The organism is Allopontixanthobacter sediminis (assembly GCF_009828115.1).
Taxonomy (GTDB): domain Bacteria; phylum Pseudomonadota; class Alphaproteobacteria; order Sphingomonadales; family Sphingomonadaceae; genus Allopontixanthobacter; species Allopontixanthobacter sediminis.
Window position 1 is genome coordinate 136998 of record NZ_WTYL01000004.1, and the last position, 21081, is coordinate 158078.

Below are 21081 nucleotides of genomic sequence, written 5' to 3' on the forward strand. Positions count from 1 at the left end.
ACGCCGGTACGGATGATTTGCCGGATAGCAGGTTGAATACGCCAACATGAAAGGAATATAAAATGGCTGGCAAGAACAATGCACTACAGAAACCCGTAACTCTCTCGGGCGATCTCGAGAATGTAATCGGCAAGGGCCCGATGACCCGCGCACAGGTCACGTCCAAGATCTGGGAATACATCAAGGCCCACGACCTGCAGGACAGCAAGGACAAGCGCCAGATCAATCCTGATGCCAAGCTGGCCCCGGTCATCGGCAAGGACCAGATTTCCATGTTCAAGATGACGGCTGCTGTTTCCAAGCACCTCACCTGATTTTTATGGGCGCGGCGTGACCCGCTGCGCCTCTAGACCTTGCGCGGGCGGAACGGCCAGTCGGTCGCTCCGCTCGCCCATAGGGACAGCCAGATGATCAGCGGCTGCGCGATCATCCGGGGAATATGATAGGCGAGACCGGCTCCGCCATCCTCGCGCGCCATATCCATCGCAAAATGGTTCATGTTGGCGGGCCACACGCACAGCGCATACAGCGCCAGCCCGATCCCCGCCGCCCGCCGCAGTTTTTTGGACCATGGCTGGATCAACCCCGCCGCGCCGAGCAGTTCGGCAATCCCGGTCCACAGCACCACCGCTTCCGGCCACGGCACCCACACCGGGGTGATCGTCAGGAACGGAGGCGGGGTTGCCAGATGGAAATAGCCCGCCACCCCATAGAACACCGCCAGCAGCACTATGGCTGCGGTCCGGATGGCGGCGGTCCGTTTGGCGGCGGGCCGGATCATCCCTCGGTGACTTCCACACCCTTCCAGAACGCGACGCGGCCCTTGATGTGCGCCGCCTTCGCCTTCGGGTCGGGGTAATACCACGCGGCATCGGCATTCACCGCGCCGCCTGCTTCGACCGAGTAATAGCTCGCCGTACCCTTCCACGGGCAGAAGGACGTGGTCGCGCTGTCCTCCAGCACGCCGTCCTCGACTGCATCGCGGGGAAAGTAATGGTTGCCCTCAACCACCACCGTATCGTCTGACCGGGCAATGATCTGCCCATTCCATTTTGCCTGCATCATCACGGAATTCCTTTTCACCGTTCCATCTACACCTTTGCCGATAGAATGGCAGCGCCGAGTGCGAGACACAACGAAGCCGCTTTTCGATGTGCAGCACGAACTTTAAAAGGGGGAACCGCGCTGGCATTCCCAGAAAAATCGTGCATCATCTCCCGGCAACCTCGGGGAACCACAACCATGAAATACTGCGCCGCCTTCCTGCCGCTTGCGCTCTTCGCGCTGCACACCGGACCCGCCGCCGCGCAGACGCCGGAGGAGGTCGCCGCAGCCGCGCTGGAGGCTGTGCCGGTGTGGGACGGGCACAATGATGTGCCGGGCGAATTGCGCGACAGGTACCGCAATGTCATCGCGGATTTCGACTTTACCGATACGCGGGTCAATGCGCCCGATCATCCAGCCGACCGGGCGATGCATACCGATCTCGCCCGGCTGCGGCAGGGCAAGGTCGGGGCGCAGTTCTGGTCGGTCTATGTTTCCGCCAATCTGGCCGAGCCGGTGGCGGTGCAGACGACTCTGGAGCAGATCGATGTCACGAAGCGGCTGATCGCGCGCTATCCCGATGACATGGCGCTGGCGGTGACCGCCGACCAGGTTGAGGCGGCGATGGCGCAGGGCAAGATCGCCAGCCTGATCGGGATGGAAGGCGGCCATTCGATCGGTTCCAGCCTTGGTGTGCTGCGCCAGATGTATGCGTTGGGCGCCCGGTACCTGACGCTGACGCATTCAAAGAATACCCCGTGGGCAGACAGCGCCACCGATGCGCCATCACATAATGGCTTGACGGGTTTCGGGAAAGATCTGGTCCGTGAGATGAACCGGATGGGCATGCTGGTCGATCTCAGTCATGTCAGCGAGAAGACGATGCAGGATGCGCTGGATGTGGGAAAAGCTCCGGTCATCTTCAGCCATTCGGGCGCGCGCGGAGTCAACAGCCATGCACGCAACGTGCCCGACAGCGTGCTGCGGCGTTTACCGGGAAATGGCGGTGTGGTGATGGTGGTCGCCTATCCGGCCTTCGTGAAGGAGGAAGTGCGCCAACATTTTGCAGACCGCGCGGGCGAAGAAGCCCGATTGGCTGCCCTTTGGCCGGGCGCGCCTGACAAGGTGACAGACGGACTTGCCGATTGGGATGCTGCGCGTCCGCTACCCGGAAGCACAGTTTCGGACATGGCTGACCATATCGACCGAATCCGCATGATCGCGGGTATCGGCCATGTTGCGATCGGCGGCGATTATGACGGTATCCCCATTATGCTAACCGGCATGGAGGACGTATCGGGATACCCCGCACTGTTCACCGAACTTGCGCGGCGCGGTTATTCGCAGGCCGATCTGGAGAAGATATCGTTTCGAAACATGATGCGGGTGATGCGCGGCGCCGAAGCCTATGCGGCGAGCGTAACCGACATGGCTCCGATCGAGACACCAGTGCCGGAGTAGGCAACGAGTTTTAGGCGGCGCTTATTTCGGAACCCAGCTTCAGCACCTCGTCCCCGTCCTCCTGTCTGATCAGGTAGGCGGGGTTGTCGTCCGATCCGTCGCGGGTCACCTCGCTGCCCTTGAGGGTGCGGGTGACCTTGCGTTCGAACCGTTCGGCAATTTGCCCCTTGGCGGTGCCATTGCCCCAGTTCCAGGTGACATGCTGTCCAGAGCGGTAGGAATTGGATTTGCTCATCGCGGATACCGTCAAATTTATTCAGGCGCGGTTTCGTTCTCGAGCCGGCCCGGCGCTACCTGTTCAGCTTCTACGGCGTCGATCTCGTCCGCATTGTCGATGATAATGCTGTCCGTATCGGAGGCGCCGTCTTCCATGGCCCGCTGCGTTCCGCTGACGGTAGCCTGACTTTCGACGTCATCCTGGCTCCATGCGCCAAATATCCAGATGGCCGAAAGAAGTCCAATGGCCAGCAACAGGCTGATACCCAAGACCCAGCGCATTACACCGGTGGATTCTCCGCCCCGCGCTTCATCGGTGTCCAGATGTGTTTCTTCCCCACGGCGTTCCATCAGATCATATCCCCATAGTCAGTTGGCCGAAAAAGCGGCCTGTCCATACGCTGCTCAACGGGTATCTTATCACAAGGTTCCGCTTCCTTCACACCCTATCAGTCGCGCAGGAGTTCGTTGATCCCGGTTTTGGCGCGGGTCTGCGCGTCGACGGTCTTGACGATCACCGCGCAGTAGAGCGAGGGCCCCATGCTCCCATCCGGCAGCGGCTTGCCCGGTAAAGCGCCCGGTACGACCACCGCATAGGGCGGAACGCGGCCAATATGGACTTCGCCCGTGGCGCGGTCGACGATCTTAGTCGAGGCGCCGAGATACACACCCATCGAAAGCACCGCGCCAGTGCCGACAATGACACCCTCGGCCACTTCGGAACGCGCGCCGATGAAGGCACCGTCTTCGATCACCACGGGTCCGGCCTGCAGCGGTTCCAGCACTCCGCCGATGCCTGCCCCGCCGGATATATGTACGTTCTTGCCGATCTGCGCGCAGCTGCCGACGGTCGCCCAGGTGTCGATCATCGCGCCTTCATCGACGTAAGCGCCGATGTTGACGAAGCTGGGCATCAGCACGGCATTCCGGCCGATAAAGCTGCCGCGGCGCGCGACCGCGCCGGGAACCACGCGGAAGCCCGCATCGCGGAAGCGGTTCTCGCCCCAACCGGCGAATTTTGACGGCACCTTGTCGAACGCGGGCGCGCCTGCCGCGCCGTGGTCGATCACTACGTTATCGTTCAGGCGGAAAGACAGAAGGACCGCTTTCTTGAGCCATTGGTTGACCTTCCAGCCACCGGCGCCGTCCGGTTCCGCCACACGCGCGCTGCCGTTGTCGAGCATTTCCAGCACCGCATTGACCGCCTCGGCCACGTCATGGCTGGCCGGGGTTACCTCGGCTCGGCGTTCCCATGCGGCTTCAACGGCGGATTCAAGAGCGTGGGGCATCTGCGGGGTTCCCGGTTATATGGTCTGGTGCCTCCGGCTGCTAGCCGCACCGGCCCGCGCGGGCAAGTGCAGCACAGCCGTGAAGTTTTATCCGGGTGCGGGCTTTCGTTGCACGGCGTTCATGCTCCGGTTACGATTTGAAGCGTACCGGTGGGCGCATTCAGAAGGGTCGATATATGTCCGGCATTACTACTTCAATTCGCCCTGCTGCGCGCCTGAGAATTGGCTCTGCACTGGCTGCGCTGACGATATTGACCGCGTGCGGGGGATCGGGCGGTGGCATCGCCAGCCGCCCACTGCCGCAGCCGGCCCCGACCCCGACACCCTCGCCGGTCCCGACACCGACTCCCACTCCCGCTCCGACACCAACCCCCACTCCGCCGCCGACCAACTTCAACACAGCCGAAACCCGGCGTTCCGACGGGCCGGAGTTTCACGGCGCGGTCAGCGCGTGGACTGCCGGTATTTCCGGGCGGGGCTCGACGATTGCGATCATCGACACCGGGATCGATGCGACCAACCCCGAATTCGCCGGACGGATCAGCGCCAGTTCCGCTGACGTGGCGGGCACCCGCGGCTTCCAAGCCGAGGATGACCACGGCACCAATGTCGCGCTGGTTGCCGCTGCCGGTTTCAACGGCCTCGGGGTCGTCGGTATCGCCTATGAAGCGACCATCATGGCTCTGCGCGCCGATGATCCGGGCAGCTGCGCAACGGACACGGACGAGACGCTGGACGGATGCCTGTTCTTCGACCGCGACATCGCGCAAGGGGTCGACCTCGCTGTCGCGGCTGGAGCCAAGGTCATCAATTTGAGCCTGGGCGGAGGCAGTTCGAGCGCTACGCTGAACAACGCTGTCGCCCGGGCGGCGGCGGCCGGGGTGGTGATAATCGTGGCCGCCGGGAATGACGGGGACAGCACCGATGCGGGGATCGACCCGAACCAGCCTGACCCGTTCGCCACCGATCTGCTCGCGGCGGGCGGCAACAACGTGATCATCGCCGGATCGGTCGACGAGAACGGCAATTTCTCTCCCTTCAGCAACCGCGCGGGCAACGGTGCCGCGTCGTTCCTGTCGGCCCGCGGACAGGGGATCTGCTGCGCCTACGAAAACGGCGACATCAAGATCACGACGGATCCAAGCGGTACGCAGTTCGTGACGGTATTTTCCGGCACCAGCTTCGCAGCCCCGCAGATTTCGGGCGCTGTTGCGCTGCTGGCACAGGCATTTCCCAACCTGACCGGGGCCCAGATCGTGGAAATCCTGCTGACCACCGCGCGTGACGTAGGTGCAACCGGCACCGACACGACCTTTGGCCGCGGCATCCTGGACATCGGCAGGGCGCTGTCACCGCAGGGAACCACCCGTCTGGCCGGCAGCAGCGCATCGCTCGTGCTGGGGCAGGAAACCGGATTTGCCTCCCCCGCGATGGGCGGCGCGCTCGACAATGTCGCGCTGAATGCGATTATCACCGACGGGTACAACCGCGCCTACACTTACGATATCGGCCGCGGACTTGGCGGCGCCGCGAACCGTCCCCGGTTGCAGGGGGCCGTGGATACACGGAGCCGGCGGATGTCGGGCGGCGGTGGTGCCGTGTCGATGGCATTCACGGTCGGCAACGATGCGGCCCAGCCGAACCCGCTTCGCCTGTCACCGGAGGACGCGCGCATGGCGCAGGTTCTGGCCGCCCGGGTCGCGCTGCAGATAGCGCCCGATACCAAGCTGGGCTTCGCCTTTTCGGAAGGTGCGGAAGGGCTGGTGGTCCAGATGCAGGGCCACAGCCGCCCAGCCTTCATGATCGCGAGCAGCGCAGGCGGCGATACCGGTTTTCTGCACCGCAGCGACACGTCGGCAGCAATCCGCAAGCAGTTCGGAGCGTGGGGCTTCACCGCCAGCGCGGAAACGGGTGAGGCCCTGTTTGCCCGGCCCGGCAAGCGCGGCATTCCGGACATGCCCCGCGGCAGCACGCGAGAAATCCGGAGCTTTGGTCTCGCCGCCGATCGCCGCATCGGTCCGGTCGAAGCGGCTCTGAGCCTCACCTGGATGGACGAAAACGACACCGTGCTCGGCGCGTATTTCCATGATGCGTTGGGCGCTACCGGTGCGGATTCGTTGTTCGTGGACACCCGCGTAGGGATCGATATCGCGCCGCAGTGGCGGCTGGGCGGCGAATTCAGGCAGGGCTTCACCCGCGCGCGGTCGAGCGGTTTCGTGGCCGACGGTTCGCGGTTTGCCAGCCGGGCATGGTCGATCGACATGGTTCGCCGCGATGCGTTCCAGTTCGGCGATTCGATCGGGGTGAGGGTGTCGCAGCCGCTCCGGGTGACCAGCGGCGGATTGAATCTCAACCTGCCGGTCAGCTATGATTACACCACCGAAACTCCTGGCTTCGGCCTGCGCCGCGTGTCGCTATCGCCAGACGGAACCGAGATGATCAGCGAGCTTTCATGGCACGGTACGCTGTGGAACGGACGGTCCGCCGCCAGTGTGTTCTACCGCAAGGATCCGGGCCACTATGCCTCCGCGCCCGACGATGCCGGCGTCGCGGTCACGTGGGCGCGGGATTTCTAGGGAGCTATTCCAGGCCGGCTTTCTGCGCGTATTCATAGGCGCGTTGGACCAGCGGCAGCACACGGTCGGACATTTCCCGCGCATGGGCGCTGGAGGCCGTCCCGTCGATCACGCGTTTCTTGATACCCTGGATGATCCCGGCCAGCCGAAATAGGTTGAAGGCGAAATACCAGTCCATCGGCGGGACCGGGAAACCGGTCCGCGTGACATAACGCGTCACTGCTTCTTCCATGGTCGGGATGCCTAGCGCGGCGTGGTCCAGGCCGCCGATCCCGGCACGTCCGTCGGGTGGGCTGATCCAGTTGAGCATCAGGTAGGAAAAATCGGCAATCGGATCGCCCAGGGTCGACAGTTCCCAATCGAGCACCGCGATGATCCTCGCTTCCGTCTTGTGGAAGATCAAATTGTCGAGCCGGTAATCACCGTGAGCGATGCTGTTGCCGTGCTGCGCGGGGATAGTGGTCGGCAACCACTCGATCAGACGGTCCATTTCCGGAATGGTTTCGGTTTCCGACAACTTGTACTGCTTGGACCATCGGGCGATCTGACGCGCGCAGTAATCGGTCGGCTTGCCGAAGTCCGAGAGGCCGATTTCATCCGGTTTTTGCAAGTGCAGATCGGCAATCGTGTCGATCATCGAGTGGTAAATCGCCCGGCGCTCGTCCGGCCGGGAATTCGGCAAGGCTCCGTCCCATAGCGAGCGCCCGTCGGCGAGGCTCATGACGAAGAATTTCGAACCCAGGACGTCGGTGTCCTCGCAAAGGCCATAAGGTTGGGGGACGGGGAATCCGGTGGGGTGCAGGGCCGCCATGGCGGTGTATTCGCGGTCCACCGCATGGGCGGAGGGTAGCAGGTTACCGAATGGCTGGCGGCGCAGCACATAGCTCTGGCCCGGCGTGTCTATGCGGTACGTCGGATTCGATTGGCCGCCTTTGAACTTGGTCAGGGTCATCGGCCCGGCAAAGCCGGCGACATTGGCTTCCATCCACTCGGTCAGTTTCGCTTCGTCGAGCCGGTCCTTTTCGGGCACGGCGACGGTGCCGACCATCTCCTTCTCGTAATCCATCGCGGCGTTTTCCTTACGTGTCGAAGATAATGACGGAGCGTGCGGAGGTTCCGGCACGCATCTTGTCGAAACCTTCGTTGATCTGGTCGAGCGTGATCCGCTCGGCGATCAATGTGTCGAGATCGAGCAGCCCGCGCAGGTAGAAATCCACCAGGCGCGGCAGGTCGACGGGGAAATGGTTCATGCCCATAATCGCGCCTTGCAGTTTCTTGCCGCCGAGCAAATCCATTGCCCCGAGGCCGACCTTGCAATCCAGCGGCATCATGCCGAGGATCGTCGCCGTCCCGCCGCGCCGCAGGACAGCGACCGCCAGATCGGCCGAGGCCTGCCGCCCGACCGCTTCAATGGCGTGATGGACGCCGCCGCTGCTGATCGCGATAATCTGCTTCGCCGCGTCATCCGCCATCGCGTCAACGACGTGGGTCGCGCCCAGGACCTTGGCCAGTTCGCGCTTTTCCGGCACCGGATCGACAGCAATGACTTGGCCCGCACCAGCGATCCGCGCCGCGTTGATCGCAGCGAGGCCGACCCCGCCGCAGCCGATGATGGCAACGGTTTCGCCCGGAACCAGCTTGCAGGCGTTGAAAATCGCCCCGGCGCCCGTGGTAACCGCGCATCCGAGCAATGCGGCCCGGTCCATCGGCATGTCCTTGTCGATCGACACACAGGCGTGTTCGTGAACCAGCATCTTCTCGGCGAAGGCCGACAGGTTGAGCATCTGGTTGACGACTTCCTTGTCGGCCCCGCGAGTCAGCCGCGCGCCGCCAAATTTCTGCCGCCGCGTGTCCCCGCCAAGGCACAGCGCCATGCGCCCGGTGACGCAGAATTCGCAGTGGCCGCAGAACGCGCTGAGGCAGGTTACCACGTGATCGCCGGGCAGAACGGTGCGCACCTCGCTACCTACGCTGATCACCACGCCCGCCGCCTCATGCCCCGGGATGGCGGGCATGGCATGAGGGTAAGCGCCGTCGATGAAATGCAGGTCCGAATGGCACAGCCCGCAGGCGGCCGTCCGGATCAGCACTTCATGCGGGCCCGGCGCCGCGATATCCACCTCGCCGATGACCAGCGGTTTGCCCGCCTGATCGAGTATTGCAGCTTTCATCGTATGATCACATCCGTGCAGTTCGCGGGGGGATTACCGGGAAACCCCGACGTCACCGGAGCTGAAGCCGTCATCGCCGGGCTTAGGCGCATGGCGGGCGAATTCCATCCGGGCAATGGCGCGGCAGTGAACCTCGTCGGGACCATCGGCGAGGCGCAGCGTGCGCTGGTGTGCCCACGCTTCGGCAAGGCCGAAATCGTCCGACACGCCGCCGCCGCCATGGGCCTGGATCGCATCGTCGATGATCCGCAGCGCCATACTGGGAGCTTGCACTTTGATCATCGCGATTTCCTGCGCCGCGGCCTTGTTGCCGACCTTGTCCATCATGTCCGCCGCCTTGAGGCAAAGGAGCCTCGTCATCTCGATATCGATACGGGCCTGGGCAATGCGCTGTTCCCAGATCGAATGTTCGTAGAGCGTCTTGCCGAAGGCCACGCGGGATTGCAGGCGCTTGGCCATCTTGGCGATCGCTTCTTCCGCCACGCCGATGGTGCGCATGCAGTGATGGATGCGGCCAGGCCCGAGGCGGCCCTGCGCGATCTCGAACCCGCGACCTTCGCCCAGCAGCATGTTGCTGGCGGGAACGCGAACATTGTTGAGCGCGATTTCCATGTGGCCATGCGGCGCATCGTCATATCCGAACACCGGCAGGTGGCGTTCGATCACCACGCCTTCGGCGTCCAGGTCCATCAGGATCATGCTCTGCTGCTGGTGACGCTTGGCCTCGAAATCGGTCTTGCCCATCACGATCGCGACCTTGCAGCGCGGATCGCCTGCACCCGACGACCACCATTTGCGGCCGTTGATCACATATTCGTCGCCTTCGCGAACGATCGAGCATTCGATGTTGGTCGCGTCGGACGATGCGACTTCCGGCTCGGTCATCAGGAATGCACTGCGGATTTCGCCGTTCATCAGGGGCGCAAGATAGCGGTCCTTCTGATCGCGGGTGCCGTAGCGGTGGAACACTTCCATGTTGCCGGTGTCGGGTGCGGAGCAATTGAAGACTTCGCTGGCCCAGCCGATGCGGCCCATCTCTTCCGCGCAAAGGGCGTATTCAAGATTGGTCAGGCCCGGGCCGACGAATTCGAACGTATCGTCGACGTGGCTCCGGCCAGCCTGCGGGGGCATGAACAGGTTCCAGATGCCCTGCGCCTTGGCGCGGGCTTTCTCTTCTTCGATTACCGGCAGGACTTTCCAGCGTTCGCCTTCAGCCTTTTGCTGGATGTATTCCCCGTGGCGGGGCCGAACATGCGTTTCGATGAAGTGGCGTACCTGGTCGCGCCAATGCGTTTGCCGGTCGGTAAGATCGAAATCCATGTGCTTTGGTCCTTTTGAAAACTGAAAGATTGTTACGGGTTGGGCGTGCCGCTGGCCAATTCGTTTCGGGCGGCCACTTCAAGGGCGGTAAGGCGGGCTTCGTGATCGGCCCGGTTGATCGGGAATTTTCCCAGCCAATAGGCCGAAAACAGCGCCAGCACCACCGACGCGCCGATATACAGCAAGGTGAAGTTGTCGAGCACGCTCTCGGCCACTTGGCCCGGTTTCGCATTGGCCGGGATACCTGCCAAATCGACCATCAGCCCGGCAAGGAAAATGCCAAGGCCGGTCGCGCATTTCTGGATGAACCAGTGGCCGGAATAGAACGATCCCTCCGCCCGGCGGCCGGTCCGTTCCTGAAACGCCTCGACGATCTCGGCGACCATGGAGGATCCCGATACCATTACCATCACCCCGAAGACATTGCTGACCAGCACGAAGACATAGACCAGCGCGGTCGACTGCGTTCCCCCGATTTCCGGCCAGATCCCCGCAATCCTCAGCAGGTATGGAATGGTCCAGAACAGCAGGGCGAACATGGTGGAGAATACGGCGGTGGTAGGCTTGCCGTACCGGCGATGCAACGGACCCAGGATCAGGAACACGATCACCACGCTGGCGAACAGCACCAGAGGGTAGACGATGAACGCGGTTTCGGAAAACTGCCAGACGAAATTGTAGAGATACAGGGTCATGGAAAAGGTCATGCCCTGGCTGACGTAAGCCCCCATCGCGCCCGCCGCGAGAATCAGGAAGGCGCGCTCTGAAAAAGCTTCCTTGATTTCGGCGAACGCGATGCCGACCGAAAATGGCGGCGGTTTCTGCGCCGGAAGCCGGGCGACGCGGCTATGCTGGCCAAGCGCGGAGCCGACAACGGATACGAAGATCACTGCCGCACCGAACAGGCCGAACGCGAAATATCCCTCCCGCTGCAACATCGCGTCGCCTGGCAGGAATACGGTGTAGGCCAGCAGCATCATGCCGAGCCCGCCGATCCAGCCGAACAGGTAGCGATAGCGGAACAGCGTCGTTCGTTCGTCGTAATCGCTGGTCAGTTCGGGAACGAGGGCCACCGAAGGAACTTCGCAGGCGGACAGCAGCAGCCGCACCATGATGGCGATGCCGAGCAGACCCGCAAAGCTTGGTGCGGCCTGTGTGGGCGGGGACCACAGGACAACCCAGACCACCGCTAGCGGCAATGCGGAGGCGTACAGCCACGGCAGGCGGCGGCCCCAGCGGGTGTAGGTCCGGTCGCCCAGATTGCCGAGGATCGGATCGATTACAGCATCGACCAGCAACGCCAGGAACAGTGCTAGGCTGACGGTGCTGGCATCCATGCCCAGCACCTGGTTGTAATACAGCAGCAGGAAAACCGAAAAGCCGTTGTCCTTAACTCCGAACGCCATCGCGCCGAAGCCGTGGACGAGCTTCAGGCGCATCGGCAGAGGAGCCGAACGAGGGTCGGCAGCGGCAGTCAAGCGGCGGTAACCGGCATGGTTCTGGTAGGGGCAAGCATGGGTTTCGGTCCTCTCCAAGACGCCCCGCCAGCTTAGGCGGAACGACGATCAGGTCAACGAGCGCGTTATGACGCTACGGCAACGTGGCTTGTGTGTTAAACAATCAGCTTACGCTTGCGTAAAGAGGGCGAATCACCCTAGTTTCGGGGGCAATAAGGCGCAGATGGCGCCCGCGATTCCCATTTGCAGAGGACCCCGAACAATGGCTGATCTGGAAACATTCCGCAGCGAAACCCGCACATGGCTGGAGGCGAATTGCCCCGAAGAAATGCGGCAGCCGGTACGCGACGAAGAAGACGTCTATTGGGGCGGCCGCAACGCTAAATTCAAGAGCGAAGCGCAGAAATCCTGGTTCGAAGCGTGCGTGGCCAAGGGTTACACGGTGCCTGCATGGCCCAAGGCGTATGGCGGTGCCGGCCTCGAACCCGCAGAAGCCAAGATCCTGCGCGAGGAAATGGCACGTATCAACGCCCGCCCGCCGCTCAGCAGCTTCGGCATCTGGATGCTCGGCCCCGCACTTCTGAAATTCGGGACCGAGGAACAGAAGGTCCATTATCTCGGCGAGATCGCCCGCGGCGAAATCCGCTGGTGCCAGGGCTATTCGGAACCGGGCTCCGGCTCCGACCTGGTATCGATGCAGACGTTCGGCGAAGACAAGGGAGATCACTGGGTCGTCAACGGCCAGAAGATCTGGACTTCCTACGCCGACGAAGCGGACTGGATTTTCTGCCTCGTCCGCACGGACAAGGCAGACAAGTACCAGGGCATCACCTTCATGCTGTTCGACATGGCAACGCCCGGCGTTTCCACCAAGCCGATCTTGCTGATCAGCGGCAACAGCCCGTTCTGCGAAACCTTCTTCGACGATGTGAAGGTGCCCAAGGAGCAGCATGTCGGTGAAATCAATCGCGGCTGGGATGTGGCGAAATATCTGCTTGGCCACGAACGCGAGATGATCTCCGGCGCGGGCGGCGGTGACCGCACCAGCGCCATTGGTGTGGCAATGCTGCGCCAGGCCGCCAAGGAAGGCGGCGACCTTGACCCGATGCTACGCGCCGAACTGGCGATGTTCGACATCGATGCACTGGCTTACGGTGCCATGGGCGAGAAATTCCTCGACGAAATCAAGGTCGGCAAAGCGCATCCCGCACAGCCGAACATGATGAAATATGTCGGGACGGAGCTTAACAAGCGTCGCCACGAATTGATGATGTCAGCCGGCGGCAGCCGCAGCCTCGAATGGGACAGCGAGGAAACGAGCGGCGGCAAGCCATCGCGCGGCTGGCTGCGGACCAAGGCCAACTCTATCGAAGGCGGCACCAGCGAAGTGATGCTGAACGTGATCGCCAAGCGCATCCTGGATTTGCCGGGCGCCTGAAGCAAGATTGATTGATCGGTCGTCACGCCCGCAAACGCGGGGGCCCGCTTGCCGCGGGGACGACGGGAGAGGAAACTGACATGCCACTGTATTACGACGACGATCAGACGATGCTGGCCGACAGCGCCAGCCAGTTCATGGCTGAAGAAGGCGCGATCAAGACCCAGCTGCGCCATTGGCGCGACACCGGCTGCAAGGATGGTTTCGGCCATGAATTGTGGAAGCAGTTCGGCGAAATGGGGTTCACCGGAATACTGGTCTCCGAGGACGATGGCGGTCTGGGGATGGGCCACGTCGAAGCCGGTATCGTGCTCGAGGAAATCGGCCGTAACCTTACTCCGTCGCCATTCCTGACAAGTTCCGTGCTGGCGGCTACCGCGCTTGGCCGTGCCAGTGACGATCTGCGCGGGCGCTACCTGCCAGGCCTTCTCACCGGCGAGAGCGTCTTTGCCGTCGCAATCGACGAAGGTGCGAAGCACCGCCCCGAGCGGATCGCGACCCGCGCCGAAAAATCTGGCAACGGTTTCAAGCTGTCCGGCAAGAAGGATTTCGTCATCCACGGCGCCAGTGCGGACATGATCATCGTGGCCGCGCGCACCTCCGGTTCGGATGACGACGCGGAAGGGGTCACGCTGTTCGCTGTGCCCCGGGACGCCGCCGGCCTCAGCCAGGACGCGGTCAAGCTGGTCGACAGTTCGATCGCGACGCATATGGTGCTGGACGGCGTAGAGCTGGACGGCGGAGCAGTCATCGGCGAAGTCGATGGCGGGCGCGAAATCCTCGAACGGATGCTCAACGCGGGCCGCATCGGCGCCGCTGCGGAGGGCGTCGGGGTTGCCCGGGGCGCGATGGACATGACCGTCGATTACCTCAAGCAGCGCAAGCAGTTCGGCAAGTTGATCGGCGAATTCCAGGCGCTGCAGCACCGCGCCGCGCACCTTTACTCCGAAGTCGAGATTTCCCGCGCAGCGGTGATCAAGGCGCAGCAACTTCTCGATGCCGATGCCCCGAGCGCCGCGCTGATGGTTTCGGTCGCGAAGGCCAAGGTCGGCCAGACGGCGGGCCTTGCTGTTCGTGAAGGTGTCCAGATGCATGGCGGCATCGGCATGACCGACGAGTATGACATCGGCCTGTATATGAAGCGCGACCGCGCGCTGCAGGAATTCCTCGGCGACGTGTATTACCACGCCGAACGGGTCGCCCAGATCAGCGGCTATTGAGGCTTTTGGAGAGACAATAATGAACATCACCGAACTTTTCAGCCTCGAAGGCCGTATCGCATTGGTCACCGGTGGTTCGCGCGGAATCGGCAAGATGATTGTCGAGGGCTTCCTCGCCGCGGGCTGCGCGAAGGTTTATATCACCGCGCGCAAGGTTGATGAGATCAATGCCACGATCGAGGAGTTTGGTGACAAGGTAATCGGCTTGCCCGGGGATCTTTCGAACATGGAAGGTATCCAGCGTCTCGCGGACCAGATTGCCGAGCGCGAAGACCATCTGGATATCCTGGTCAACAACGCCGGCGCGGCATGGGGCCAGCCGTTCGCGGAGTTCAGCGAAGCCGGCTGGGACCGGACGATGGACCTGAACGTCAAGACCCCGTTCTTCCTGACCCAGAAGCTCCATGGTCTGTTGAAAGCAGCGGCGAGCGCCGATCGTCCGGCCAAGGTCATCAATATCTCCAGCATCGACGGCCAGCGGATCAACCCTTGGCTGACCTATCCCTACCAAGCGTCAAAGGCGGCGGTGATCCACCTGACACGGCGGCTGGCGGCAGAGCTGGTGCCTGACAACATCATCGTCACCTCGATCGCGCCGGGGGCTTTCCCAAGCGCGATGAACCGCGCCGCGCGCGATCACGAGGACGCGGCGGCGACGGGTATTCCGGCGAAGCGTGTGGGCAATGCGGAAGATATGGCGGCCGGGGCGATCTACCTTGCCAGCCGGGCCGGCGATTATGTGATCGGCGATACGCTGACGATCGACGGCGGTGTGGTCAACGCGCACCTGCCGAGCCACTTCGCGCAGCCGTAATTCGCGTCCGAGCGGGCCGGTCAGCCCGGCCCGTTCAGCGCATCAGTTCACGGACGAAATCCACCAGCCCTGTCTGGCGCGCGCGGCGCATGCGTTCGGAATTGAGGATGCCGGTGACCTTGTCAAAACAGGCGTTGATATCGTCGTTGACCACGACATAGTCGTAACCGTCCCAATGGCTGATTTCGGAGCGCGCGCGGGCCATCCGGTCCGCGACCACCTGGGTGCTGTCGGTGCCGCGTGAAGCCAGGCGCCGCTGAAGTTCCTCGATGCTCGGCGGCAACAGGAAAACCCGGACCACGTCGACTTCCATGCGCTGGTACAATTGCTGCGTACCCTGCCAGTCGATATCGAACAGATAGTCGTGACCAGCTTTCAGGCCTGCTTTGATTTCAGCCTTGGGAGTGCCGTAGAGATGCCCGAAGACTTCTGCCCATTCGAGAAATTCACCTGCTTCGACCTTGCTGTTGAATTCATCTGCGTCGACGAAAAAGTAATCGCGCCCGTGCACTTCGCCGGGCCGCATCGGCCGGGTGGTGTACGATACCGAGAGGCGGATTTGCCCGTCCTCCGCCAGGATACGCCGGGCGATGGTAGTTTTGCCCGCGCCCGACGGGGACGACAGGATAAACATCAACCCGCGGCGATGGAGTGTGTCTGGTGATGAAGCGGTCATGCCCGCTCATGGGCGGAGATGGGCAGGAAAATCAAGTGCTGCGGCGAATTGTCGCCCGGCTTACTCTTCGGCCTGTTCGGCCAGCGCCTTGTCGCCGGCCCGTTGGGCTGATCGGCGCGATTTACTGCGGTCGTACAGGGTCTTGGCGATCAATCCCCCGCCGACAATTGCGGCACCGGGTAGCGAGCGCGTGGCCAATTTGGTCACGCCGTACGCGGCAAGCGTATGGATCAGGGAACGGTTTTCCACGATCGCCTTGGCCTGCGTCCGGTCATAGCGGCGCGAGAGCAGTCCTTTTTCCAGCGTGAGGCGGACAAATCGGCCCATGCTCCGGAGCGCGATATCGTGGATGATTAGGTTGGTGCTGGGGTTGGGGCTCGGTCCGGCAATTTCGTTCCCGGACTTGGTCACCTTGTCTGCGGCCTTGCGAAATGCCTTCGCCGACCGGTCGGTAGGAGCCTTGTTGGTGATTTTCCTAGCCATCAGAATGCCCGCCTGTTCACGCCGATCACCCGGCCATGCGGGCCCATCGGATCACTTCTTTCGGCCGAAATCGACCGTGACGACATTAGAGCCGTCTTCCTTGTTCTCAACGGCTTCACCGGCAAGCGGTTCCGGCGCGTCGTTCTGCGCGTCGTCATGCACTTCCGGCGCCATGTCGGCGACGGTCGCCTGGAACTGCAATCCGAAGTCGACCGCCGGATCGACGAACGCAGTGATCGCCGCAAACGGGATGTCCAGCTTGGCCGGCATCTGGTTGAAGCTGAGACCAACGGTGAACCCGTTTTCGTCCACGCCAAGGTCCCAGAACTTGTTTTGCAGGACAATGGTCATCTCGTCGGGAAACCGCTCGCGCAGATGCTGCGGAATGGATACCCCGGGGGCGCCGGTCTTGAAAGTAATGTAGAAATGATGGTTGCCCGGCAGCGTGCTGCCGTTCGCCTGGATTTCGCCCAGAACCCTGCCCACGACCGCGCGCAGGGCCTCCTGCACGATTTCATCGTAGGGGATCAGGCTGTCGGGTGCTTCATCGCTCATATTGGTTGCTAGGTGGCGTCGGCAGGCCCTGCGGTCAAGACGCAAAGCACCAAAACCGGCGCAAAGCAGTCCCCGGCAAGGCGGTCTTTGGTTGCACCGACTCCATCCGCCGGTATAGCGCCCATCCATGCGCACCGCCAAAATTGTCCGGAATACGACCGAAACGAAGATCCATATCGAGGTAAATCTCGATGGGACGGGTATTTATGACGTATCCACCGGCATCGGGTTTCTCGATCATATGGTCGAACAGTTTTCCCGTCATTCGCTGATCGACGTGGTCATGAATGTCGATGGCGACCTCCATATCGATCAGCATCACACCACCGAAGACAGCGCCATCGCGCTGGGTCAGGCCCTGTCCGAAGCAATGGGCGACAAGGCCGGGATCGGCCGGTACGGCAGTGTCTATTCGCCGATGGACGAGACGCTGGCGCGCGTCGCGCTGGATATTTCGGGCCGGCCTTACCTGGTATGGCGCGCCGGGTTCAGCCAGGACCGGCTTGGCGAATGGGACACCGAACTGATCGAACACTGGTTCCATTCCGTGGCCCAGGCGGCCGGGATCACGCTGCATATCGAATTGATCCACGGCCAGAACAACCACCATATCTGCGAGTCGATCTACAAGGGTTTCGCGCGCGCCATGCGGCAGGCGGTCGAACTTGATCCGCGCAAGGGCGGGGCGGTTCCGTCCACCAAGGGCCAACTCGGTGGCTGAGATCATTGCGCTGGTCGATTACGGCGCAGGCAATCTCCACTCGGTCCACAACGCGCTGAAAGCTGCGGGCGCCCGCGGAGTGAAAGTCACCGCCGATCCCGCCGTGGTGCGTGCCGCAGACCGGATTGTCCTACCGGGCGTCGGTTCCTTTGGTGCCTGCGCGAGCGGACTGCGCGCGGTCACCGGCATGGTCGAGGCGCTGGAGGCGCGGGTGCTGGCAGACGCAGTGCCGTTCCTCGGCATTTGCGTTGGCATGCAATTGCTCGCCACCCGCGGGCTGGAACACGGCGCGACCGACGGGCTCGACTGGATATCCGGCGAAGTCCGCGCGATCGAGATTACCGACCCCCATATCAAGGTACCGCACATGGGCTGGAACGATGTTGCCCTGACCCCGCACGAACGCCATTCGCGCCTGTTGGAAGAAGGGGAAGCTTACTTCCTCCATTCCTATCATTTCGTGCCCGACAGCGGCCGGGATATTGCCGCGATGACCGACCACGGTGGCGGTCTGGTTGCGGCGGTGGCGCGCGACAATATCGTCGGGGTGCAATTCCATCCCGAGAAGAGCCAGGGCTACGGCCTGGCCTTGCTCGAACGCTTTCTGGATTGGCGCCCCTGATGGAAGGTTTGGCTTGATGGAAGATTTGGCATGATCGTTTTCCCCGCAATCGACCTTAAACAGGGTCAGGTCGTTCGCTTGGCCGAGGGCGATATGGACCGGGCCACGGTATATGGCGATGATGCCGCAGCGCAGGCGATGCTGTTCGCCGAGGCCGGGGCAGAGCATTTGCACGTCGTCGATCTCGACGGCAGTTTCGCAGGCCGGGCAGAAAACCGCGAAGCTGTCGAAGCGATCATCGAAGCGTTTCCCGGCTATGTCCAACTCGGCGGCGGTATCCGCACGCCGGAAGCGGTCGAGGGCTGGTTCGAGCTCGGCGTGGCTCGCGTGGTGATGGGAACGGCCGCGCTGAAGGACCCGCAGTTTGTGAAGGACATGGCCCGCGAGTTCGAAGGCGGCATCGTGGTTGCAGTCGACGCCAAGGACGGGATGGTCGCGACAGCCGGTTGGGCCGACGTGTCGGACATACCGGTGGCGGACATGGCCCGCCGGTTCGAGGATGCCGGCGTCGCCAGCTTGCTGTTCACTGATATTGGCCGCGACGGGATGCTGACGGGCTGCAATATCGACGCGACGGTGGAACTAGCCCGGCAAATCGACATGCCGGTCATCGCCAGCGGCGGGGTCAAGGGGCTCGACGATATCCACATGCTGTCGCTTCATGCGCGTGACGGGATCGAAGGTGTGATCACCGGGCGCGCGCTATACGATGGGCGGCTGGATCTGGCGGCGGCGCTGGCGCTGGCGGCACGGGCGTGATGACCGTCCGATGACCGTCCGTATCCGCGTCATACCTTGCCTCGATGTCGCCGAGGGCCGCGTGGTCAAGGGCGTCAATTTCGTCGATCTGAAGGATGCGGGCGACCCGGTCGAGCAGGCGCAGGCCTATGATGCGGCGGGCGCGGACGAGCTGTGTTTCCTCGACATTTCCGCCACCCATGAAGGACGCGGGACATTGCTCGATATCGTCCGGCGCACTGCCGAGGTGTGCTTCATGCCGTTCACTGTCGGCGGCGGCGTGCGCACGGCGGAGGACGCCCGCGCGTTGCTGCTGGCGGGCGCGGACAAGGTTGCGGTCAACAGCGCGGCGGTGACGCGGCCGGAAATTGTCGCCGAGATTGCCGAGCGGTTTGGCAGCCAATGTGTCGTCGCGAGCATTGATGCCCGCAGGACTGCGCCGGGCAAGTGGGAAATTTTCACCCATGGCGGCAGGAAGGCGACCGGGATCGACGCGGTCGAACATGCGATCAGGCTGGCCGGGCTGGGCGCGGGCGAATTGCTGGTCACATCGATGGACGGGGACGGGACCAAGGCTGGCTACGACCTCGAATTGACCCGCACCATCGCCGATGCCGTGTCAGTGCCGGTGGTGGCCAGCGGAGGGGTCGGCACGCTCGATCATCTGGTGGAAGGCGTCACCAAGGGCCATGCGAGTGCGGTGCTGGCGGCCTCGATATTCCACTTCGGCACCCACACCATCGCCGAAGCGCACGGCGCCTTGCGCGCTGCCGGATTGCCCGCGCGCGGTTAGGTAAGCTTTGCCCCACGCGCGGTCCCGAAGCGGGACGCGCGCGATCTTCGCGGTTGCGAACCACGCCGGTGACAGCGAACGGGGCGCATGACCCTTCGCCTGTTGATTCTCGCCCTGATCTTTGTGGCCGCTCCGGCCGCTGCCGGGGACGGTATCCAGATTCCGGAACCAAGCAACATGGCGCTGATGGGGTTGGGGCTAGTTGGGCTGATCATTGGCCGGCATACGGCGCGCAGCAAGCGCCCAAGGAATGATCGCGCTCCCAAGGATTGACCACGCAAGTCTGACAATCCATGACTGCGGAATGGACACGCTAACCCGCCTCGAAACCACAATCCAGCAACGGTTGGTCGCCGATCCGGGGTCAAGCTACGTCGCGCAGCTGCATGCGCGGGGCTTGCCGGTCATGGCGCGCAAACTGGGCGAGGAAGCGGTGGAAACGATCGTCGCGGCGCTGTCCGGCACGAGGGAAGACCTGGTCGGTGAAGCGGCCGACCTGCTGTTCCACCTGACTGTGATGCTGGCCGAAAAAGGTGTGCCCATGGGTGAAGTCATGGCCGAACTCGACCGGCGCGAAGGCACCTCAGGTCTCGAGGAAAAGGCGTCGCGCAGCGAATGAACAGGATCCGACCATGCCGATAGACGCCATCGAGCCGTATGATGACGAAAACATCTTCGCCAAGATCCTGCGCGGGGAAATTCCGTCTTCCAAGGTCTACGAAGATGACTGGGCTTACGCGTTTTCCGACATCAACCCGCAAGCGAAATTGCATGTGTTGGTGATCCCCAAGGGGCGTTATGTCAGTTGGGACGATTTCTCGGCGAACGCTTCGGCGGAGGAAATCGCCGGGTTTGTCCGCGCCGTCGGCACGGTCGCCAGGTCCCACGGACTTGTCGAACCCGGCTACCGGCTGCTGGCGAATGTCGGAGCGCATGGCGGGCAGGAAGTGCCACATCTCCACGTCCATCTGTTCGGCGGCGAACCACTCGGTCCGATGCTCGCACGCGGGTAGGAAACGACGCCGTTGATCCCGCACCAGCGGCGGTTGGACGAAACTGTGACTGCAATGGCACGATTTTGTTGCCCAGCGAGTCCACCCTACGCTACAGCCCGCGCGTCTATGACGATGCTTCTATCCCCCCATGATGGCCGGTTCGATGGTCCGCTGCACCACTTTGCGGTGCGGGCGTATTACGAAGACACGGATCTGTCCGGCGTCGTTTATCATGCGAATTACCTGCGCTGGTTCGAACGCGCCCGGTCCGACATGCTGCGGTTGCTGGCAATCGACCAGCGGGCCGCCATTGAAGCGGGGCAGGGGGCCTACGCGGTCGCCGATTTGCAGATCCGCTATCTCCGCCCTGCCAAGCTGGATGACGATGTGCTGATCCTGAGCACGTGCACGCATTTGCGCGCCGCCTCGGTCCGGATGCACCAGCGCGCTTTTCGCGGCGACGAGCTGCTGACCGAGGTGCATTTGCGCGTT

General features: G+C 62.8%; 26 protein-coding genes. 14 read left to right on the top strand and 12 right to left on the bottom strand.

Annotation, left to right across the window (positions count from 1 at the left end; all coding sequences use genetic code 11):
- Positions 1-62: 62 nt before the first annotated feature.
- Positions 63-314, top strand: a complete 252-nt coding sequence (locus tag GRI65_RS14295; protein ID WP_160757262.1) for an SWIB/MDM2 domain-containing protein — start codon at positions 63-65, stop codon at positions 312-314.
- A 32-nt stretch (positions 315-346) separates the two neighbouring features.
- Here GRI65_RS14295 and GRI65_RS14300 read toward each other — a convergent pair whose 3' ends face one another.
- On the bottom strand, positions 347-781 hold the full coding sequence (locus GRI65_RS14300; RefSeq protein WP_160757263.1) for a DoxX family protein: 435 nt from the start codon (positions 779-781) through the stop codon (positions 347-349).
- Positions 778-1065, bottom strand: coding sequence for a DUF427 domain-containing protein (locus GRI65_RS14305; protein WP_160757264.1), 288 nt, complete (start codon positions 1063-1065; stop codon positions 778-780). Before GRI65_RS14305 ends, GRI65_RS14300 begins: the two co-directional genes overlap by 4 nt.
- Before the next feature lie 177 nt (positions 1066-1242).
- Here GRI65_RS14305 and GRI65_RS14310 point away from each other — a divergent pair, with 177 nt between their 5' ends.
- A complete protein-coding gene (locus GRI65_RS14310) occupies positions 1243-2505 on the top strand; it encodes a dipeptidase (protein WP_160757265.1) in 1263 nt (420 codons plus the stop codon).
- A 10-nt stretch (positions 2506-2515) separates the two neighbouring features.
- Here the strand turns inward: GRI65_RS14310 and GRI65_RS14315 are convergent, their stop codons facing one another.
- From GRI65_RS14315 to dapD, 3 genes are all read right to left on the bottom strand, one after another.
- Positions 2516-2740, bottom strand: a complete 225-nt coding sequence (locus tag GRI65_RS14315; RefSeq protein WP_160757266.1) for a hypervirulence associated TUDOR domain-containing protein — start codon at positions 2738-2740, stop codon at positions 2516-2518.
- Between the two features lie 17 nt (positions 2741-2757).
- A complete protein-coding gene (locus GRI65_RS15170) occupies positions 2758-3072 on the bottom strand; it encodes a hypothetical protein (protein WP_202391354.1) in 315 nt (104 codons plus the stop codon).
- A gap of 98 nt (positions 3073-3170) precedes the next feature.
- Positions 3171-4010 (bottom strand): 2,3,4,5-tetrahydropyridine-2,6-dicarboxylate N-succinyltransferase, encoded by an 840-nt coding sequence (dapD, locus tag GRI65_RS14320; RefSeq protein WP_160757267.1) that lies wholly within the window; start codon positions 4008-4010, stop codon positions 3171-3173.
- 176 nt (positions 4011-4186) lie between these two features.
- On the opposite strand from dapD, the gene GRI65_RS14325 reads away from it, so the two are divergent.
- A complete protein-coding gene (locus GRI65_RS14325; protein WP_160757268.1) occupies positions 4187-6586 on the top strand; it encodes a S8 family peptidase in 2400 nt (799 codons plus the stop codon).
- A 4-nt stretch (positions 6587-6590) separates the two neighbouring features.
- Here GRI65_RS14325 and GRI65_RS14330 read toward each other — a convergent pair whose 3' ends face one another.
- The 4 genes from GRI65_RS14330 to GRI65_RS14345 are packed head-to-tail and all read right to left on the bottom strand — an operon-like array spanning position 6591 to position 11516.
- The gene (locus tag GRI65_RS14330; RefSeq protein WP_160757269.1) at positions 6591-7652 is read right to left on the bottom strand and encodes a phosphotransferase family protein; all 1062 of its coding nucleotides are present in this window, start codon (positions 7650-7652) and stop codon (positions 6591-6593) included.
- 13 nt (positions 7653-7665) lie between these two features.
- Positions 7666-8757 (bottom strand): Zn-dependent alcohol dehydrogenase, encoded by a 1092-nt coding sequence (locus GRI65_RS14335; RefSeq protein ID WP_160757270.1) that lies wholly within the window; start codon positions 8755-8757, stop codon positions 7666-7668.
- Between the two features lie 33 nt (positions 8758-8790).
- Positions 8791-10077, bottom strand: coding sequence for an acyl-CoA dehydrogenase family protein (locus GRI65_RS14340; RefSeq protein WP_160757271.1), 1287 nt, complete (start codon positions 10075-10077; stop codon positions 8791-8793).
- A 32-nt stretch (positions 10078-10109) separates the two neighbouring features.
- Positions 10110-11516: an MFS transporter gene (locus tag GRI65_RS14345; RefSeq protein ID WP_160757272.1), complete on the bottom strand. Its 1407-nt coding sequence runs from the start codon at positions 11514-11516 to the stop codon at positions 10110-10112.
- Positions 11517-11796: 280 nt separating this feature from the next.
- On the opposite strand from GRI65_RS14345, the gene GRI65_RS14350 reads away from it, so the two are divergent.
- The 3 genes from GRI65_RS14350 (at position 11797) to GRI65_RS14360 (ending at position 15006) form a co-directional block, all read left to right on the top strand.
- Positions 11797-12972, top strand: a complete 1176-nt coding sequence (locus GRI65_RS14350; RefSeq protein WP_160757273.1) for an acyl-CoA dehydrogenase family protein — start codon at positions 11797-11799, stop codon at positions 12970-12972.
- Positions 12973-13052: 80 nt separating this feature from the next.
- Positions 13053-14192, top strand: a complete 1140-nt coding sequence (locus GRI65_RS14355; RefSeq protein ID WP_160757274.1) for an acyl-CoA dehydrogenase family protein — start codon at positions 13053-13055, stop codon at positions 14190-14192.
- 19 nt (positions 14193-14211) lie between these two features.
- Entirely contained in the window at positions 14212-15006 is a 795-nt protein-coding gene (locus GRI65_RS14360) for an SDR family NAD(P)-dependent oxidoreductase (protein WP_160757275.1), read from the top strand.
- A 34-nt stretch (positions 15007-15040) separates the two neighbouring features.
- Here GRI65_RS14360 and gmk read toward each other — a convergent pair whose 3' ends face one another.
- From gmk to GRI65_RS14375, 3 genes are read right to left on the bottom strand one after another with little or no spacing between them, the layout of a single operon-like run.
- Positions 15041-15682: a guanylate kinase gene (gene gmk / locus GRI65_RS14365; protein ID WP_232844194.1), complete on the bottom strand. Its 642-nt coding sequence runs from the start codon at positions 15680-15682 to the stop codon at positions 15041-15043.
- A gap of 60 nt (positions 15683-15742) precedes the next feature.
- Positions 15743-16165: a hypothetical protein gene (locus GRI65_RS14370; RefSeq protein WP_160757276.1), complete on the bottom strand. Its 423-nt coding sequence runs from the start codon at positions 16163-16165 to the stop codon at positions 15743-15745.
- 51 nt (positions 16166-16216) lie between these two features.
- Positions 16217-16720, bottom strand: coding sequence for an SspB family protein (locus tag GRI65_RS14375; RefSeq protein ID WP_160757277.1), 504 nt, complete (start codon positions 16718-16720; stop codon positions 16217-16219).
- Between the two features lie 127 nt (positions 16721-16847).
- Between GRI65_RS14375 and hisB the strand changes: the two genes are divergently transcribed.
- The 8 genes from hisB to GRI65_RS14415 all read left to right on the top strand — a co-directional run.
- Complete coding sequence (gene hisB, locus GRI65_RS14380; protein ID WP_160757278.1) at positions 16848-17441, top strand: imidazoleglycerol-phosphate dehydratase HisB; 594 nt, start codon at positions 16848-16850, stop codon at positions 17439-17441.
- On the top strand, positions 17434-18063 hold the full coding sequence (hisH, locus tag GRI65_RS14385) for an imidazole glycerol phosphate synthase subunit HisH (RefSeq protein WP_160757279.1): 630 nt from the start codon (positions 17434-17436) through the stop codon (positions 18061-18063). The genes hisB and hisH overlap by 8 nt, the downstream gene beginning before the upstream one ends.
- A gap of 30 nt (positions 18064-18093) precedes the next feature.
- Complete coding sequence (hisA, locus tag GRI65_RS14390) at positions 18094-18822, top strand: 1-(5-phosphoribosyl)-5-[(5-phosphoribosylamino)methylideneamino]imidazole-4-carboxamide isomerase (RefSeq protein ID WP_160757280.1); 729 nt, start codon at positions 18094-18096, stop codon at positions 18820-18822.
- A 10-nt stretch (positions 18823-18832) separates the two neighbouring features.
- A complete protein-coding gene (gene hisF, locus GRI65_RS14395) occupies positions 18833-19594 on the top strand; it encodes an imidazole glycerol phosphate synthase subunit HisF (protein WP_160757281.1) in 762 nt (253 codons plus the stop codon).
- A gap of 87 nt (positions 19595-19681) precedes the next feature.
- The gene (locus GRI65_RS14400; protein WP_160757282.1) at positions 19682-19867 is read left to right on the top strand and encodes a PEP-CTERM sorting domain-containing protein; all 186 of its coding nucleotides are present in this window, start codon (positions 19682-19684) and stop codon (positions 19865-19867) included.
- 31 nt (positions 19868-19898) lie between these two features.
- Complete coding sequence (locus tag GRI65_RS14405) at positions 19899-20213, top strand: phosphoribosyl-ATP diphosphatase (RefSeq protein ID WP_160757283.1); 315 nt, start codon at positions 19899-19901, stop codon at positions 20211-20213.
- A 13-nt stretch (positions 20214-20226) separates the two neighbouring features.
- Complete coding sequence (locus GRI65_RS14410; protein WP_160757284.1) at positions 20227-20607, top strand: histidine triad nucleotide-binding protein; 381 nt, start codon at positions 20227-20229, stop codon at positions 20605-20607.
- A gap of 108 nt (positions 20608-20715) precedes the next feature.
- On the top strand, positions 20716-21081 hold a 366-nt coding region (locus GRI65_RS14415; protein WP_269816335.1), incomplete at its 3' end, for a YbgC/FadM family acyl-CoA thioesterase.